This is a genomic window from Komagataeibacter sp. FNDCF1, assembly GCF_021295335.1.
Classification (GTDB): Bacteria; Pseudomonadota; Alphaproteobacteria; order Acetobacterales; family Acetobacteraceae; genus Komagataeibacter.
Genome location: NZ_JAIWOT010000001.1, coordinates 3,041,782 through 3,059,308, shown reverse-complemented (window position 1 = coordinate 3,059,308; position 17,527 = coordinate 3,041,782). Strand labels below are relative to the sequence as shown.

The 17,527-nt window shown below is 65.1% G+C and carries 12 protein-coding genes, 1 tRNA gene and 1 riboswitch; of the genes, 7 read left to right on the top strand and 6 right to left on the bottom strand.

The window, feature by feature from the left end:
- Nucleotides 1-10 precede the first annotated feature (10 nt).
- Genes gcvP through gcvT form a run of 3 tightly spaced genes read right to left on the bottom strand, consistent with a single transcriptional unit; the run spans nt 11 to nt 4,483 of the window.
- Nucleotides 11-2,905 (bottom strand): aminomethyl-transferring glycine dehydrogenase, encoded by a 2,895-nt coding sequence (gcvP, locus tag LDL32_RS14435; RefSeq protein ID WP_233068042.1) that lies wholly within the window; start codon nt 2,903-2,905, stop codon nt 11-13.
- A gap of 30 nt (nt 2,906-2,935) precedes the next feature.
- Nucleotides 2,936-3,301: a glycine cleavage system protein GcvH gene (gene gcvH / locus LDL32_RS14430; protein ID WP_233068040.1), complete on the bottom strand. Its 366-nt coding sequence runs from the start codon at nt 3,299-3,301 to the stop codon at nt 2,936-2,938.
- Between the two features lie 48 nt (nt 3,302-3,349).
- Nucleotides 3,350-4,483, bottom strand: coding sequence for a glycine cleavage system aminomethyltransferase GcvT (gene gcvT, locus LDL32_RS14425; protein ID WP_233068039.1), 1,134 nt, complete (start codon nt 4,481-4,483; stop codon nt 3,350-3,352).
- A gap of 262 nt (nt 4,484-4,745) precedes the next feature.
- A riboswitch (glycine riboswitch) is annotated at nt 4,746-4,835 on the bottom strand.
- 126 nt (nt 4,836-4,961) lie between these two features.
- On the opposite strand from gcvT, the gene LDL32_RS14420 reads away from it, so the two are divergent.
- Entirely contained in the window at nt 4,962-5,273 is a 312-nt protein-coding gene (locus LDL32_RS14420; protein ID WP_233068037.1) for an antibiotic biosynthesis monooxygenase family protein, read from the top strand.
- A gap of 88 nt (nt 5,274-5,361) precedes the next feature.
- On the opposite strand, the gene speE is transcribed toward LDL32_RS14420, so the two are convergent.
- The 3 genes from speE to uvrA form a co-directional block, all read right to left on the bottom strand.
- Nucleotides 5,362-6,222 (bottom strand): polyamine aminopropyltransferase, encoded by an 861-nt coding sequence (speE, locus tag LDL32_RS14415; protein ID WP_233068035.1) that lies wholly within the window; start codon nt 6,220-6,222, stop codon nt 5,362-5,364.
- Nucleotides 6,223-6,352: 130 nt separating this feature from the next.
- Nucleotides 6,353-6,817 carry an adenosylmethionine decarboxylase gene (gene speD / locus LDL32_RS14410; RefSeq protein ID WP_233068034.1) on the bottom strand — a complete coding sequence of 155 codons (465 nt, stop codon included), beginning with the start codon at nt 6,815-6,817 and terminating at the stop codon, nt 6,353-6,355.
- Between the two features lie 159 nt (nt 6,818-6,976).
- Nucleotides 6,977-10,018: an excinuclease ABC subunit UvrA gene (uvrA, locus tag LDL32_RS14405; RefSeq protein ID WP_233068033.1), complete on the bottom strand. Its 3,042-nt coding sequence runs from the start codon at nt 10,016-10,018 to the stop codon at nt 6,977-6,979.
- A gap of 324 nt (nt 10,019-10,342) precedes the next feature.
- On the opposite strand from uvrA, the gene ssb reads away from it, so the two are divergent.
- The 6 genes from ssb to edd all read left to right on the top strand — a co-directional run bounded on the left by ssb (nt 10,343) and on the right by edd (nt 17,522).
- On the top strand, nt 10,343-10,906 hold the full coding sequence (gene ssb, locus LDL32_RS14400; protein ID WP_233068032.1) for a single-stranded DNA-binding protein: 564 nt from the start codon (nt 10,343-10,345) through the stop codon (nt 10,904-10,906).
- 161 nt (nt 10,907-11,067) lie between these two features.
- The gene (gene gyrA, locus LDL32_RS14395) at nt 11,068-13,866 is read left to right on the top strand and encodes a DNA gyrase subunit A (protein WP_233068031.1); all 2,799 of its coding nucleotides are present in this window, start codon (nt 11,068-11,070) and stop codon (nt 13,864-13,866) included.
- Nucleotides 13,859-14,371: a pantetheine-phosphate adenylyltransferase gene (coaD, locus tag LDL32_RS14390; RefSeq protein ID WP_233068030.1), complete on the top strand. Its 513-nt coding sequence runs from the start codon at nt 13,859-13,861 to the stop codon at nt 14,369-14,371. Before gyrA ends, coaD begins: the two co-directional genes overlap by 8 nt.
- A gap of 60 nt (nt 14,372-14,431) precedes the next feature.
- Nucleotides 14,432-14,923: a peptidylprolyl isomerase gene (locus tag LDL32_RS14385; RefSeq protein WP_233068029.1), complete on the top strand. Its 492-nt coding sequence runs from the start codon at nt 14,432-14,434 to the stop codon at nt 14,921-14,923.
- Nucleotides 14,924-15,153: 230 nt separating this feature from the next.
- Nucleotides 15,154-15,229: transfer RNA gene (locus tag LDL32_RS14380), tRNA-Lys, on the top strand.
- A 454-nt stretch (nt 15,230-15,683) separates the two neighbouring features.
- On the top strand, nt 15,684-17,522 hold the full coding sequence (edd, locus tag LDL32_RS14375) for a phosphogluconate dehydratase (RefSeq protein ID WP_233068028.1): 1,839 nt from the start codon (nt 15,684-15,686) through the stop codon (nt 17,520-17,522).
- The last annotated feature ends 5 nt before the right edge of the window (nt 17,523-17,527 follow it).

The window sequence follows — 17,527 nt, the reverse complement described above, 5'->3', positions numbered from 1 at the left end:
CAATCAGCCCCTAGTCGGTATAGGTGCTCATGTCCGGGCATGAGCAGATCAGGTTGCGATCCCCATAGGCGTTATCCAGCCGGTTGACGGGCGACCAGTATTTGCTGGCCGGATGCACGTTGCCGGGCAGGCAGGCGGCCGCACGGTCATAGGCCCGCGCCCAGTCCGGGTCGGTCAGGTCACGCACGGTGTGCGGGGCATGGCGCAGCGGGCTCTGTTCGATATCCAGTGCGCCCTTTTCCACCGCGCCGATTTCGGCGCGGATGGCGATCATCGCATCGCAGAAGCGATCCAGTTCGGCCCGGCTTTCGGATTCCGTGGGTTCGATCATGAACGTCCCCGCCACCGGGAAGCTGACGGTAGGCGCATGGAAGCCATGGTCGATCAGGCGTTTGGCAATGTCATCCACCGTAACGCCCGTGGCATCCCTGAGCGGGCGCAGGTCAATGATGCATTCATGCGCCACCCGCCCGTTCGCCCCGCGATAGAGCACCGGATAATGATCCGACAGCCTGGCGGCAATGTAGTTGGAGTTCAGGATCGCAACCTCGGTCGCACGCTTCAGCCCCGCATCCCCCATCATGACCATGTACATCCATGAGATGGGCAGCACATCGGCCGAACCGAAGGGGGCTGCAGAAATGGCATTCGCACCCCCAAGCTGCGGCACGCCCGGCAGGTAGGGCGCCAGATGCGCGCCCACCCCGATCGGCCCCATGCCGGGGCCACCACCGCCATGCGGGATGCAGAAGGTCTTGTGCAGGTTGAAATGGCTGACATCCCCGCCATACACGCCCGGCTGCGCAAGGCCGACCTGCGCGTTCAGGTTGGCGCCATCCACATAAACCTGCCCGCCCGCCGCATGGACCTGCTGGCAGATCTCGCGCACGTTCTCCTCGAACACGCCATGGGTGGAGGGATAGGTGATCATGATCGCGGCAAGCTGGTCGGCATGTTTCGCGACCTTGGCCTTCAGGTCCGTCATATCCACGTTGCCCTGCGCATCGCATGCCACGACCACCACCTTCATGCCCGCCATCTGGGCAGAGGCGGGGTTGGTGCCATGCGCGGAAGCCGGGATCAGGCACACATCGCGCGCCCCGTCCCCCCGCGCGCGGTGGTAGCCACGAATGGCCATGAGCCCCGCGAATTCACCCTGCGCACCGGAATTGGGCTGGAGCGAAACGGCGGCATATCCGCTGATCTGGCACAGCATGCGCTCCAGTTCGGCAAACAGGCAGGCATAGCCGCGCATCTGGTCCGCTGGTGCAAAGGGATGGATGTCACAGAATTCCGGCCATGTGATCGGCAGCATTTCCGCCGTGGCGTTCAGCTTCATGGTGCACGAGCCAAGCGGGATCATGGAGCGGTCCAGCGCCAGGTCACGGTCCGCCAGGCGGCGCAGATAGCGCAGCATGTCGGTCTCGGACCGGCAGGCGGAGAAGATCGGCTGGGCCAGCAGGTCACCCGTGCGGGCAAGGCCTGCGGGAATGGTGTCGGGCACATCCGCCAGGCCGGATTCCATGGCGGCCACATGCGCGGCATTCCCGCTCACGCTGGTCCAGATGGCGCGCACGGTCTCGGGCACGGTGGTTTCATCCAGGCTGATGCCCACATGCGCATCATCAACACGGCGCAGGTTCATGCCTGCCGCCAGCGCACGCGCCATGACGGCATCGGTCTGGCTGCCCGTGCGGACCGTGACCGTGTCAAAGAACGCCTGCGTCACCACATCGGCGCCCAGTGCGCGCAGCCCGGCGGCAAGGATGCCGGCAAGCCCGTGCACACGTGTGGCAATGGCCTTCAGCCCCACGGGCCCATGGTACAGCGCGTACATGGAGGACACGATGGCCGGCAGCGCCTGGGCGGTGCAGATGTTCGAGGTCGCCTTCTCGCGCCTGATATGCTGCTCGCGCGTCTGCAGCGCCAGACGGTAGGCGGGCCTGCCGCGCGCATCGATGGACACGCCCACGATGCGGCCGGGAATGTTGCGGCGGAATGCATCACGCACCGCCATGTACGCGGCATGCGGCCCACCGGCCCCCATGGGCATGCCGTAACGCTGCATGGAGCCTACGGCAATATCCGCCCCCAGCGCGCCGGGGCTCTGCAGCAGCATGAGTGCCAGCGGGTCGGCACACATGGCGGCGACCGCACCAGCACCGTGCAGCGCCTCGATCCACGCGCGCGGGTCACGGATTTCCCCTGTCGACCCGGGATACTGGAATACCGCGCCAAATACCGCCGCCGCATCCAGGTCGGTTGCGGGGTCCCCCACCACGACCTGCCAGCCCATCGGCTCGGCCCGGGTACGGATGACCGCGATGGTCTGCGGGTGACAGCCGGCATCGACAAAAAAGGCGTTTGCCCTGCTTTTCGCCACGCGCCGCGCCATGGCCATGGCTTCGGCGGCGGCCGTGCCTTCATCAAGCAGGGAGGCATTGGCCACGTCCAGCCCGGTCAGTTCGATGACCAGTGTCTGGAAATTGAGCAGCGATTCCAGCCGCCCCTGGCTGATCTCGGGCTGGTAGGGGGTATAGGCCGTGTACCAGGCCGGGTTTTCCAGCACGTTGCGCTGGATCACGCCGGGCAGGATCGTGTTGTAATAGCCCTGCCCGATGAGCGAGGTCAGCACGCGGTTCTCGCCCGCGATGGCACGCAGGCGCGCAAGGGCCGCGTGTTCGGACAGGCCCGCGCCAAGACCCATCGCCCCATCCAGGCGGATGCTGCCCGGCACCGTCTGCTCGATCAGGGTATCAAGCGTGTCGGCTCCCACCACGCGGAGCATGTCGGCCACGTCACGTGCATCGGGCCCGACATGGCGGGCGCAGAACGCGCCGCCATCATCACCCAGACCATGCCACAGGGAAGAAGAACCACGGGAGGAAGACGTCACGGCCAGCATACTCCGTAAAGAGGGTAAAGGGGGGAAGGGTCAGCCAACCAGCGCGGTGTAGGTGGCGTGGTCCAGCAGGCCCTCGAGCTGGGAGGCATCGGCCACGGTCATGCGTACGATCCAGCCCTCGCCCTCGGGGTCACGGTTGACCAGTGCGGCATCATCGGTCAGCGCATCGTTGAAGGCCAGCACATCGCCCGTGACCGGCGCATAGATGTCGGATGCCGCCTTGACGGACTCGACCACGGCCACGCTGTCGCCCTGCTCGACCGTGGTGCCGGGATCACGGGATTCGGCAAATACCAGTTCGCCCAGCTCGCCCGCCGCATGCGCGGTGATGCCGACCACCGCGACATTACCCTCGACGCGCAGCCACTCATGTTCCTTCGTGTAATAGACAGTCATCTCGATCACTCCATTGCTCTTGAATTGCGGTCCTGAAAAACGGCGCCCCTAGCGTTTGAACGTGGGGGCAACGAACGGCAGGGCGCTGACCTGCACCGGCAGCAGCCGCCCGCGCACGGAAGCAAAAAGCCGCGTGCCCACCACCGCATGGTCGGCCGCGACATAACCCATGGCCACGGGACCACCCGCACTGGGGCCGAATGCGCCGGATGTCACGTGGCCGACAGGGGTGACACCCGTCTCGTCGGCAAACAGGTCGGTCCCGCCGCGCACCGGCGCACGGCCTTCGGCGCGCAGGCCGACGCGGCGGCGCGTGGTGCCATCGGCCAGCTGGTCAGCCACGATCGCGGCACCCGGATAGCCGCCCGCGCGCGCGCCACCGGGCCTGCGGCTTTTCTGGATGGACCATTCAAGGGCGGCCTCGACCGGGGTGGTGGTCAGGTCGATATCGGAACCATACAGGCACAGCCCGGCTTCCAGCCGCAGGCTGTCGCGCGCACCAAGCCCGGCAGGGGCAACATCGGGGCAGGCCAGCAGGGCGCGGGCCACCGTTACGGCATCCCTGTCGGCCATGCCGATCTCATAGCCGTCCTCACCCGTGTAGCCGGAACGCGAGACGATGCAGGCCACGCCCGCCAGGTCCAGTTCCGCCACATCCATGAAGCGCATGTCGGCAGCTCTGGGGTCGAGGCTGGCAAGGGCCGCTTCCGCCGCCGGTCCCTGGAGTGCGATCAGCGCGCGGCCATCGAGCATCTCCACCGTGCAGGTCTGCTCCAGGGCCTTCTGCACATGGGCGAAATCCGCCTGCTTGCACGCCGCATTGACCACCAGCAGCAGCCATTCACCCATATGGGTGATCATCAGGTCATCGCTTATGCCACCATCCGCCGTGGTGAACAGGCCGTAGCGCTGGCGGCCGGGCCTGAGGGCCACGACATCGGCAGGCACCAGGGCTTCCAGCGCGCGGGCGGCATCCGCCACCTGCCCCGAACGCGCGCGGATGCGCACCTGCCCCATGTGCGAGACATCGAACAGCCCCGCCTTTGCCCGGGTATGCAGGTGTTCGGCCATGACACCGGCGGGGTACTGCACCGGCATGTCATAGCCTGCAAACGGTACCATGCGGGCACCAAGTTCAAGATGCAGGTCATGGAGCGGGGTGCGCAGCAATGGCTGGTTCATGCGGGCAGGACCTTGTTGTGCGGGTCCGCATGCGCGCAGCCAGCCCCGCATGCGCGGCATGCGGGCAACATGGCACGATGCGCGCCAGCGGAACGGGGAAGGGAAAATGGCGACAAGACCGGAACGGGTGCGGGTAACGGTGTGGACATATCAGGACTCCTGTCAGACCCGGATGGATCCTTAAGTGCCCCTTCTGTCGCCTGTGCCTGAGATCGCTATCCCGTCGGCGGGCATCCGGTACGGGATGCCTCTTTCCAGAAGTCTTGGCCGACCGGTCCTTTGGCCTGAGAGTTTCCGGGGCGGTTGCTCCTTCGGCGCCAGCGCAAGACTGGTCTCTCCCGTATCGACACTGTCGACTTGACATGACCCGACAGGCCAAGTCAATCCATGAAAATCACCCCCTGCTGCACGGGCGCCGCCGCCCATGCCATGCAGGCAATATGTTCCGTTACCGCACCCTGAAAGGGAAAGCCCAGCCATGACCACAAGCCCGCTGACCATCGTGGCCGAATTCCGCATTCCAGCGGAAAATCGTGATCACTTCCTTGAACTCTGCGCCTATGACAGCGCGCATTCCGTGGCGGATGAAAGAGGCTGCCAGCGCTTTGAGGCCGTAAGCCCGATGGACGACCCGCAGACCATCATCCTGCTGGAAGTCTATGATGATGAAGCCGCATTCGAATCCCATCTTTCCACCCCCCATTTCAAGGTCTTCGAAGTCGGGGTGAAGGAACTGGGCGCGGAACTGGTCAGCCTGCGCAAGACCGCGCGCATGGCCCCCGTTGCCTGAACGGGCGGCCCACGCCGGATAACGCAAAAGGCCGGGGAGCGGATGCCCCCCGGCCTTTTTTCATGCGCATGTCCGCCCCCGCATGCGCTCAGCGCGGCAGGTTGCTGGCGATATAGGGCGGCAGGACAAAGGATGCGACGTGCATTTCCGGTGTCCAGTACCGCGTGTCCCTGATGCCCGCCTTCTGCGCGCGCGCGCGGATCACGTCCACCGGCTGCCTGCCCGGAACACCGCCTTTTGCCGCGACGCCCAGCGTCATGAACCCGCCGACATAGGTGGGCACCGCCGCGACATAGGCCGAGACATGATCGAAAAACTGCGCCCGGCGCGCGCTGGTGTCCCGCAGTTCGTCCGCCTGCATGAACGGCACGCCGCACTGGTTCACGATAATGCCGCTGGCGCTGAGGATGCGTGCGCAGTGCTTGTAGAACGAATCGGTAAACAGCACTTCGCCCACGCCAATCGGGTCGGTGCTGTCGACAATGATCACGTCAAATGACCCATCGGCAGCGTTGGTGACATATTCGATCCCGTCCCCCACGATCACCTCGGCACGCGGACTGGTCCAGGCATCGCCCGCAATACCGGGCAGGAACTTTTTGGACAGGTCGATGACATCGCCATCAATCTCGACCATCACGGCCTTTTCCACCGTGGCGTGTTCCAGCACGCGACGCAGCACGCCGCCATCGCCCGCGCCGATGATCAGCACGCGCTTCGCATCGCCATGTTCCAGCAGCGGCACATGGGTCAGCATTTCCTGATAGACGAATTCATCGCGTTCCGTGATCTGGACCACGCCATCAAGCATCAGCACGCGGCCAAGATCGACGTTCTCGAACACGGCGATATCCTGGAACGCGCTTTTGGTGCGCGCCAGCATCCGGTCCACCCGCAGTTCCTGCCGCCAGCCTTCGTACAGGCCCTCGCTGATCCACTCACGGGACATTGCGATCTCCCTTTCCGTCCTAATCAATGCACATGAAAAAGCACGGGCCGGAAATCAATCCGGCCCGGCACTTCGTAATTCTGAAAAGACATGCCGGGGCCGCGCACAGCCACGCCCCGGCAACAGCCCGTCAGGGCTGCACGCGCCCGCGACGCTGCTCGTCCACCTCGATCCGGCCCGCCTGGAACAGGCGCTGCATGACCGGGATCGCGAGATGGGGATCACATGCCCCACACATGAAGATATCCACGGCAGCGAAATTGCGCTCGGGCCACGTGTGGATGGAAATATGGCTTTCCGCCAGCACGACCACGCCCGACACGCCACCATTGGGCGTGAAGTGATGGAAGTGGCTGTGCAGGATCGTAGCCCCGGCCGTCACGGCGGCCTCACACAGGGTACGGTCGATCTGCTCGGGATCATCAAGATTCCGGGCATCCCAAAGATCGACAAGAAGATGCGTTCCCGCAAACTTCATCCCGTCTTTTTCGACGAAGTAATCTTTCCGGTCGTCCTCGGACGAAAACGGCGCTGAAGAGATCTGGTTATTGCTCGGGTGTTCCGAGACCATCCCCAGTTGAGCAAGTGCGTTCATCACGTACCCCCAAACCAGTAGACAGCCTGTTGGGCAAGATTGCCCCCTTGGGCCAAGAGAGGCGCTGATAGGGCCTGCGGGCCTTGTGGCGCAAGTGTTTTTCGCACTGCTGCCAAAGTTTTTTTCCCGCTTCCCCGCAGCGTTTGGAAAAATAGATATCTATTTTGCAGGTTTGCGGCTGCTTTTTGCCGGTTTTGCCTTCTTTTTCGCGGGTGCGGTCACTTTGTCCGCCGTGGCTTTCCTGCCGCGGGCCGCAACCTTGCCCGCCGGCTTCCGCGCGGGGCTGGCAACCGGCACGACGGGCCTGTGCTCCAGCAGCGGGCGCAGGAATCGCCCCGTATGGCTGTCGGTGCAGGCCGCGACCTGTTCGGGCGTGCCGCAGGCCACGATCCGGCCACCGCCATCGCCACCTTCCGGCCCCATGTCGATCACCCAGTCGGCAGTCTTGATGACCTCCAGATTATGCTCGATCACCACGACCGTGTTGCCCTGGTCCACCAGCGCGTGCAGCACCTCAAGCAGCTTGCGCACGTCCTCGGTATGCAGGCCGGTTGTGGGTTCATCGAGGATGTACAGCGTGCGCCCCGTCGCCCTGCGCGCCAGCTCCTTGGACAGCTTGACGCGCTGCGCCTCGCCACCCGAAAGCGTGGTCGCCTGCTGGCCAAGGGCGACGTAGCCCAGCCCCACCTTCTGCAATATGGCCAGCCGGTCACGGATGCGCGGCACGGCGGAGAAATAGGGCAGCGCCTCATCCACCGACATGGCCAGCACGTCGGCAATCGATTTGCCCCGGAACTTCACGTCCAGCGTCTCGCGGTTGTAGCGCGCACCCTTGCAGGTATCGCAGGTGACGAACACGTCGGGCAGGAAGTGCATCTCGATCTTGAGCACCCCGTCTCCCTGGCAGGCCTCGCACCGGCCGCCCTTGACGTTGAAGGAGAAGCGGCCCGGCTTGTAGCCCCGCGCCTTGCTTTCGGGCAGTTCGGCAAACCAGTCGCGGATGGGGGCGAACAGATCGGTATAGGTTGCCGGGTTGGAACGCGGGGTGCGCCCGATGGGCGACTGGTCGATGTCGATGATCTTGTCGAGCTGGTCCAGCCCGCTGATTGCCGCATAGGGTGCCGGATTCTGTCCCGACCCCATGAGCCTGCGCGACAGGGCCTTGTACAGCGTGTCGATCACCAGCGTGGACTTGCCGCCGCCCGACACGCCGGTCACGCAGGTGAAGGTGCCCAGCGGGAATTCCGCCGTCACGTCCTTGAGGTTGTTGCCCGTTGCCCCTTCCAGCACCAGTTTACGCTTCGGGTCGATCTTCCGGCGCTTTTGCGGCACGGGAATGCACCTGCGGCCCGACAGGTAGTCACCCGTCAGGCTGTCGGGGTTGGCCGCGACCTCCGCAGGGGTTCCGGCGGCGACGATGTTGCCGCCATTGACCCCGGCACCGGGGCCCATGTCGATCAGCCAGTCGGCGGCGCGGATCGCGTCCTCGTCATGCTCGACCACGATCAGGGTGTTGCCCAGCTTCTTCAGCCGGTCCAGCGTGCCCAGCAGGCGTTCATTGTCGCGCTGGTGCAGCCCGATGGAGGGTTCATCAAGTACATACAGCACGCCCGTCAGGCCCGAACCGATCTGGCTGGCCAGGCGGATGCGCTGGCTCTCCCCGCCCGAAAGCGTGGCCGAACCGCGTGACAGGGTCAGGTAATCCAGCCCCACGTCATCAAGGAAGCGCAGGCGATCCAGGATTTCACGCAATATGCGGTGCGCGATCTCGGCGCGCTGGGGCGTGAGTGTCGCCTCCACCGTGCCGAACCAGTCCAGCGCCCTTCGAATCGGCATGTCGGATGCCTGCGCGATGTTCAGCCCCGCTACCCTGACCGACAGGGCTTCGGGCCGCAGGCGCGCGCCATCGCACACATGGCAGGGTTTTTCGGACTGGTAGCGCGAGAGTTCCTCGCGCACCCATACGCTGTCGGTTTCCGCCATGCGGCGGCGCAGGTTGGTGACCACGCCCTCGAACGGCTTGGTCAGGCTGTAGGCGCGGCGGTCATCGCGGTAGGTGAATTCGATCGGGTCCTTTCCGCCATACAGGATCACGTCGCGCACGCCTTCGGGCAGGTCTTCCCACGGTGTGTCCATCGACACGTCGTAATGCGCGGCGATGGAGGCCAGCGTCTGGGTGTAGTACGCGCTCTGGCTGCTGCGCCAGGGCGTGATTGCGCCTGCCCCCAGCGAAAGCGATTCGTCGGGCACGATCAGGCGCGGGTCGAAAAAGGTTTCCTGTCCGATTCCGTCACAGGCCGGGCAGGCACCCTGCGGCGCGTTGAAGGAAAACAGGCGGGGTTCGACCTCCTCCAGCGTGAAACCGCTGACGGGACAGGCGAAGCGCGAGGAAAAGACCGTGCGCGGCGCTTCCTCGCCTTCCGGCAGGTTCTTCACCACCTCTTCGGCATAGACCAGCCCGTCGGACAGGCCGAGCGCGGTCTCAAAACTGTCGGCCAGACGGCTTTCGATGCCTTCCTTGACCACGATGCGGTCCACCACCGCTTCCACCGTGTGGCGCAGGCGGCGGTTGAGTTCGGGCACCTCGTCAATCGTGTACAGCGTGCCGTCCACCTTGGCGCGGGTGAAGCCCTTGCGCTGGAGTTCGGCCAGTTCCTTCTTGCACTCGCCCTTGCGGTCGCGCAGCACCGGGGCCAGCAGCATGAGCCGCGTGCCCTCGGGCATGGCCATGACGCGATCGACCATCTGGCTGATCGTCTGCGCCTCGATCGGCAGGCCGGTGGCGGGGGAATACGGCACGCCCGCCCGCGCCCACAGCAGGCGCATGTAGTCGTGCACTTCCGTTACGGTGCCGACAGTGGAGCGCGGATTCTTCGATGTGGTCTTCTGCTCGATGGAAATGGCGGGGGACAGCCCCTCGATCGAGTCGACATCCGGCTTGCCCATGAGTTCGAGGAACTGGCGGGCATAGGCCGACAGGCTTTCGACATAGCGCCGCTGGCCTTCGGCATAGATGGTGTCGAATGCAAGCGATGACTTGCCCGAGCCGGACAGTCCGGTCATGACCGTCAGCGCATCACGCGGGATATCGACATCCACGTTTTTCAGATTGTGCGCGCGCGCACCCCGCACGCGGATGGACTGCTGGCTGACATGCTGGCCCGCCGGAACCTTCTGCCCCGGACGTGAAGAAACGTTCATGAACTCTCCCTGTTCCGCCCCCGCGCGGGGGAGCCGGATGCCGGCCGCCATTCCCGGCCAGCCCATATCTGGTCCCGCCGCCCCCCGACAACAAGGGTGGCAGGCCAACCCTTCCCACAATGGTGCCACAATCACGCGCCCATGGCAGGGGAATACGCCGGAGCGATCGCACCGTCCCGCCCGCCCTCGCATTTCCGGGGACAATCCGGTAAGATCGCCACACCTATTTCGCCACGGCTGCCAGCAGGCGGCCCGTGGCATCACCCGGCGGGGGTTTTTTGCCCCATCTGCCGGTCCCATACTCGAACTGCAGCAGGACAGCATATGGCGGGCAGCGTCAACAAGGTCATTCTGGTCGGCAATCTGGGCAAGGACCCCGAAGTCCGCACCAGCCAGAGCGGGGCGAAGATCGTCTCCCTGACATTGGCCACAAGCGACACATGGAATGACCGCGCGTCGGGTGAGCGGCGCGAGCGGACGGAATGGCACCGGGTCGTCATCTTCAACGACCGTCTGGGCGACGTGGCCGAGCGTTTCCTGCGCAAGGGCCGCAAGGTCTACCTGGAAGGCACGCTCCAGACCCGCAAATGGACCGACCAGGGCGGCCAGGACCGTTACACCACCGAAGTGGTCATCGACCGGTTCCGTGGCGAACTGGTACTGCTGGACAGCAACCGTGGCGGTGACGCGGGCGGCGAGGACACGGGTGGCGGTTACGGCGGTGGCTATGGTGGCGGCAGTGGTGGCGGCTACAGCGCGCCCGCGCGCCAGCAGCCCCAGCGCGGCAATGACCGCCCGGCGGGCGGTGGCGGCCAGGGCGGCGGCGGTTCGGGCGGCTGGGACGCGCCGGGCGGCGGCAGCGACCTGGATGACGAAATTCCGTTCTGAACCGCCTCCAGCCCCCCGCGCGGCGCTTCGCGCCGGGGGGCAAGACATGCTATGATGCAGGCAGGGACATGATGGCCGCCCGCGCGCCATGCCTGCCTTCCGTCCCGCCCATGCGCCAGCCGGCCCGATGGGCGGGATAACCCTGACATGACGGAACTGCCTTGACCGAGATACCCGACGATCCCCTGCCCCCGTCCGACATGCTGCCGGTCACGATCGAGGAGGAAATGCGCTCCTCCTACCTCGCCTACGCCATGTCCGTCATTGTCAGCCGCGCCCTGCCGGACGTGCGCGACGGGCTGAAGCCGGTGCATCGCCGCATCCTGTATTCCATGCGCGAAAGCGGCTTCACCCACGACAAGCCCTACCGCAAATCGGCCCGCGCGGTCGGTGACGTGATGGGTAAATACCACCCGCATGGCGACTCCTCCATCTACGACGCCATGGTGCGCATGGCGCAGTCGTGGTCGATGCGGGTGAAGCTGATCGACGGGCAGGGCAATTTCGGGTCGGTGGACGGGGATTCGCCCGCCGCCATGCGTTATACCGAAGCACGTCTGGCCAAGGCCGCGTCCTTCCTGCTCGATGACATCGACCGTGACACGGTCGATTTCCAGCCCAATTATGACGAGAGCGAGCAGGAACCCAAGATCCTGCCCGCAGCCTTCCCCAACCTGCTGGTCAACGGTGCGTCCGGCATCGCGGTGGGCATGGCGACCAACATCCCGCCCCACAACCCCGGCGAGATCATTGACGCGACACTGGCCATGATCGCGCGTCCCGATATGACGCTGGATGACCTGCTGGAATACGTGCCCGGCCCCGACTTCCCCACCGGGGGCACCATCCTTGGCCGCGCGGGCATCCGCAGCGCGTTCGAGACGGGACGCGGCTCGGTCATCATCCGCGCCAAGGCCGGGATCGAGGACATCCGCAAGGACCGCAAGGCGATCATCGTGACCGAGATCCCCTATCAGGTGAACAAGGCCACGCTGCAGGAACGTATTGCCGACCTGGTGCGCACCAAGCAGGTCGAGGGCATTTCCGACATCCGCGACGAGAGCGACCGTTCGGGCATGCGCATCGTCATCGAGATCAAGCGCGAGGCAACGCCGGAGGTGGTGCTCAACCAGCTCTACCGCTTCACGCAGCTGCAGACCTCGTTTGGCGTGAACATGCTGGCCCTTGATGGCGGCCAGCCACGGCTGATGGGGCTGAAGGACGTGCTGGAAGCGTTCATCCGCTTCCGCGAGGACGTGATCCTGCGCCGCGCGCGCTTCGACCTGAACAAGGCGCGCGACCGGGCCCACCTGCTGGTCGGCCTTGTCATCGCCGTGGCCAATATCGATGCGGTGATCGCGCTGATCCGCGCAGCCCCCGACACGGCTGCCGCCCGCGCCGCCCTTATGGCGCGTGCGTGGGATGCAGCCGACGTGGCGCCGCTGCTGGAACTGATCCATGACGAGGGCAATGTCATCGTCGATGGCACGGTCCACCTGACCGAAGCGCAGGCACGCGGCATTCTGGAGCTGCGCCTGCAGCGCCTGACCGGGCTGGAACGCGACAAGATCCAGCAGGAACTCTCCGAAGTCGCGGTGCGCATCAACGACCTGCTGGACATCATAGCCAGCCGCCCCCGGCGCATGGAGGTCATGCGCAACGAACTGGTGGCCATCCGTGCGGAGATCGCCACCCCGCGCGCCACCGACATTGCCGATTATGCGGGCGACCAGACCGATGAAAGCCTGATCGAACCGGGGCAGATGGTCGTCACCATCACGCGCGAAGGCTTCATCAAGCGCACACCGCTCGATGTATTCCGCGCCCAGAACCGGGGCGGGCGTGGCCGCACGGCCGCGGGACGGCGGGGGGATGACATCATCGTTCGCTCGTTCAACGCCCATACGCACCAGTGGGTGCTGTTCTTCTCCTCCGGCGGCAAGGCGTATCGGGAAAAGGTCTGGCGCCTGCCCGAAGCCAGCCCCACCGCCAAGGGCCGCGCGCTGGTCAACCTGCTGCCCGACCTGGGCAGCGATACGATCACCGCCGTCCTGCCCCTGCCGCAGGATGAGGACCTGTGGGAAAACCTGCACCTTGTCTTCGCAACAGCGTCGGGCAGCGTGCGACGCAACCGGCTGAGCGATTTCCGCAACATCCGCTCCTCCGGCCTGATCGCCATGAAGCTTGATGAGGACGACCGTCTGATCGGCGTCGCCACCTGCCGCGAGGGCCAGGACGTGTTCCTGGGCACCCGCAACGCACGCTGCATCCGCTTCCAGATCACCGATGACACGCTGCGCGTGTTTGCCGGTCGTGGCAGTTCGGGCGTGCGTGGCATCAAGCTGGCGGAAGGCGACAGCGTGAACAGCCTGTGCGTGCTCAACCACGTGGATGCCACGGTGGAGGAACGCGCCGCCTACCTGCGCATGGCCAATGCCCGCCGCCGCGCGGAAGCCGCGATGGAAGGCGAGGAGACGGATGAGGCCACGGTCGCCGATGACGCCGAAATCCCGGCCGGGGACCTGCCCCTGACGCCAGAACGCTTTGCCGAACTGGAAGCGGCGGAGGAAGTGCTGCTGATCGTCAGCAACGCGGGCTTTGGCCGCCGGTCTTCCGCCTATGACTACCGTGTCAGCGGACGTGGCGGGCAGGGCATCAACAACATGACCTTCTCCACCAGCAAGCGGGGCAATGCCGTGGTGGCGACGCTGCCGGTGCTGGCGGGCACGGACATCATGCTGGTGACCGACGCCGGCCGCCTGATCCGTCTGCCCATCAACCAGGTACGCATCATGTCGCGTCAGGCCAGCGGCGTGACCCTGTTCCGCCTGAACGATACGGAGGCGGTGACCAGCGTCTTCCCCGTAATGGATGACGGGGAAGAAGGCGAGGACAGCGACGTGATCGACGTGACCGCCACCGATGCGACCCCTGACACCGATGCCGGCCAGGATGACTGAAGCCCCCGCCCCCCGCACCGGGTTCTATCCGGGCACGTTCGATCCCGTGACCAGCGGGCACATGGATATCATCGAACGTGCGGCGGGACTGGTGGACCGGCTGGTGATCGGCGTTGCCGAAAACCGTGAGAAGCACCCTCTCCTCCCGCTGGAGGAACGGCTGCTATGCCTGCGCACCGATATCGAACCCCTCAATATCGGTCGTGCCACCCCCATTACCGTGGTCGGTTTTACCGGGCTGGTGGTGCATGCGGCACGTACGCATGGGGCACATGCAATCATTCGCGGGCTGCGGGCGGTTGCGGATTTCGAGTACGAGAACCAGATGTTCGGTATGAACCAGCATATGGCACCGGACATTGACGCGCTTTTCCTCATGGCGCGGGAGGGACATCAGTACATCTCCTCCCGGCTGGTAAAGGAGATCGCGCGGCTGGATGGGGACATTTCCGGTTTTGTCCCCCCCTTTACCCGCAGGCACATCCTGGCGCGCCTGCGCGGCTGATGGGTCGGGGCGCCCTGTGGCCCCGCCTCTTTCCCACCCCAATTTACGAAACGGATCACGATGTCTGCTACAGAAAACAAGTCCGACCTGATCAACGTCGATCTCAAGACAGGGCGGGTGGTGATCCGCCTGCGTCCCGATATCGCGCCGCTGGCGGCCGAGCGCATCCGCACGCTGGCGGCGGAAGGGTTTTATGACAACACGCCCTTCCACCGCGTGATCCACGGCTTCATGGCGCAGGGCGGCGACCCGACGGGCACTGGCACCTCGGGCAGCAAGCTGCCGGACCTGAAGGCCGAGTTCACCAGCAAGGCCAAGTTCGAGCGTGGCACCGTGGGCATGGCGCGGACCATGAACCCCGACAGCGCGAACAGCCAGTTCTTCATCATGTTCGAGCCCTCCCCCCATCTGGATGGCCAGTACACCATCGTGGGCCAGGTGATCGAAGGCATGGACCATATCGACCAGATCAAGCGTGGCGCGGGCCAGAGCGGCATGGTCCAGGACCCCGACCGCATCATCAAGATGCGCCCGGCAGACGCCGAAGCCTGATGACAGACCGGCCGGATGGTGCGCCACAGACCGCCATCCGGCCAGCATCACGGCAGGCGACCTGCCCTGCAGGGGCGCGCGCAGCGCCCGCATCGCGCCGGTCGTGGCCCGGTAATGCCCGATAAGGGCAGGCACCGGTTGACACTCCCGCCCCGTATGTTTAGAGACCTGCCCAAGGCGCCATGCCGCGGGTCCGAACCCAGCAGGCCAGCCCTTCATACGGATGATGTGAGCCGGTAGCTCAGTCGGTAGAGCATTCGACTTTTAATCGAATGGTCGTGGGTTCGAATCCCACCCGGCTCACCATTTCCCGCCTTTCCCACGCCATTGACACTGTTTTGCCAACCGGCGGGTTGCCTGCCGCGACCGGACAGGTCACGGCATGGCCGTTCGCGTTCCATGCCGCGAACTTTCCGGCTTCGTGCTCCTTATACCCCGGCAGGTGGATATCCGCGGCCTCTGCAGTCCGATCCGGATCGGAGCGGGCGGGCATGCGCCTGTGTGCATACAGGCATTGATAGGGCTGCCCGGCTATCATTAAATGTTCGATATGATAATTATGTTATTATCGGTGGATTGTTTTTATAATTTTATGTCTTGATTCGGGCCTGTTTTTTCACATAGATGACCATACGCCATGCGGTCACAGGATAGTCGCACATCCGGCCGCTTTCAAACCCGCTGTCGTTGCTGCTGCAATGGATGGCGGACCCACTCCCATGCGGGGCGGGTCGTATACATAGACTGTCTGTGAGATTCCATGAGCCTGCACCCCGTCCTGACCGCCGTGACCGAACGGGTCATCACCCGCTCGGCCCGCACCCGTAGGGCCTATCTGGACCTGATTGCCCGTGAGCGTGAAAACGGCATAAGCCGCCCCCGTCTCGCCTGTGGCAACCTTGCCCATGCCATTGCCGCATCCGAAGGCGACAAGGCGGGGCTGCGGGCGGCGCGCGGCATGAATGTGGGCATCATCACGTCCTATAACGACATGCTTTCCGCCCACCAGCCCTATGGCCGCTATCCCGAACAGATCAAGCTGTTCGCACGCGAGATGGGTGGCACGGCACAGGTGGCGGGGGGAACGCCCGCCATGTGCGATGGCGTGACGCAGGGCCAGCCGGGCATGGAAATCTCGCTGTTCAGCCGTGATGTCATCGCGCTGTCCACGGCGGTGGGGCTGAGCCATGGCATGTATGAAGGTGTCGCCATGCTGGGCATATGCGACAAGATCGTGCCGGGCCTGCTGATCGGCGCGCTGCGCTTTGGCCACCTGCCTGCCATCCTCATCCCGTCCGGCCCCATGCCCTCGGGCCTGCCCAACAGCGAGAAGCAGCGCATCCGCCAGCTTTATGCCGAAGGCAAGGTTGGCAAGGACAAGCTGATGGATGCGGAATCCGAATCCTACCACGCGGCGGGCACCTGCACCTTCTATGGCACGGCCAACACCAACCAGATGCTGATGGAAGTGATGGGGCTGCACCTGCCCGGCTCTTCCTTCGTGCCGCCAAACACGAAATTGCGCCAGGAACTGACGCGGGCCGCCATCCACCGCCTGGGTGAAATCGGTGCACGCGGCGGGGATTACCGCCCGCTTGGCCTGTGCGTGGATGAACGCGCCATCGTCAATGCCGCCGTCGGCCTGCTGGCCACGGGCGGGTCCACCAACCTTGCCATCCACCTGCCTGCCATGGCGCGGGCTGCAGGAATCGTGATCGACTGGAACGACCTTGACCAGCTTTCCGCCATCGTGCCGCAGCTGACGCGCGTCTACCCCAACGGGTCGGAGGACGTAAACGCCTTCCATAACGTGGGTGGCATGCCCAGCCTGATCGGCTCGCTGCTCGATGCCGGGCTGCTGCATCCCGATATCCTGACCGTGGCCCGTGGCGGCTTTGCCGAATACCGCAAGAAGCCCGACCTGCGCGATGATACGCTGGTGTGGGAAGAAGCCGGCCCTTCCACCAACGACAGCATCCTGCGTGCGCCCGCCAATCCCTTCCGCGCCGATGGCGGCATGAAGGTGATGGAAGGCAATCTGGGGCGCGGCATCTACAAGACCAGTTCCGTCGCCCCCGAACGCTGGACCATCGAGGCCCCGGCCGCCGTGTTCGACCATCAGGAGGACGTGCTGCATGCCTTCCGCGATGGAAAGCTGGACCGCGACGTGGTTGTGGTCGTGCGCTTTCAGGGACCGGCCGCCAACGGCATGCCCGAACTGCACAAGCTCACCCCTACACTGGCCGTATTGCAGGACCGGGGGCACAAGGTGGCGCTGGTGACCGATGGCCGCATGTCGGGCGCATCGGGCAAGGTGCCCGCCGCCATCCATATCGGCCCCGAAGCCTACGTGGGCGGCCCGCTGTCGCTGCTGCGCGACGGGGACAGGGTACGCGTGTGCGCCCTGACGGGACGGATCGAGGCGATGGTGCCACCGGCCACGCTGGCCGACCGCACCCCTGCCCGCCCCCCTGCCCCACAGTTCGGCACCGGGCGCGAACTGTTCGCGCTCATGCGCGGCGGGGTGGACACGCCCGAACGCGGGGCGTCGGCCATCCTTGCCGCCATGGACCATATGGCGGCACAAGAGAGCGCATGAACACG

Coding starts and splice junctions, on each gene's coding strand:
- edd (WP_233068028.1), top strand. CDS start 15,684: ATGAGCCTGCACCCCGTCCTGACCGCCGTGACCGAACGGGTCATCACC.
- LDL32_RS14420 (WP_233068037.1), top strand. CDS start 4,962: ATGACCACAAGCCCGCTGACCATCGTGGCCGAATTCCGCATTCCAGCG.
- speD (WP_233068034.1), bottom strand. CDS start 6,817: ATGAACGCACTTGCTCAACTGGGGATGGTCTCGGAACACCCGAGCAAT.
- ssb (WP_233068032.1), top strand. CDS start 10,343: ATGGCGGGCAGCGTCAACAAGGTCATTCTGGTCGGCAATCTGGGCAAG.
- speE (WP_233068035.1), bottom strand. CDS start 6,222: ATGTCCCGTGAGTGGATCAGCGAGGGCCTGTACGAAGGCTGGCGGCAG.
- gcvH (WP_233068040.1), bottom strand. CDS start 3,301: ATGACTGTCTATTACACGAAGGAACATGAGTGGCTGCGCGTCGAGGGT.
- uvrA (WP_233068033.1), bottom strand. CDS start 10,018: ATGAACGTTTCTTCACGTCCGGGGCAGAAGGTTCCGGCGGGCCAGCAT.
- LDL32_RS14385 (WP_233068029.1), top strand. CDS start 14,432: ATGTCTGCTACAGAAAACAAGTCCGACCTGATCAACGTCGATCTCAAG.
- gcvT (WP_233068039.1), bottom strand. CDS start 4,483: ATGAACCAGCCATTGCTGCGCACCCCGCTCCATGACCTGCATCTTGAA.
- gcvP (WP_233068042.1), bottom strand. CDS start 2,905: ATGCTGGCCGTGACGTCTTCCTCCCGTGGTTCTTCTTCCCTGTGGCAT.
- coaD (WP_233068030.1), top strand. CDS start 13,859: ATGACTGAAGCCCCCGCCCCCCGCACCGGGTTCTATCCGGGCACGTTC.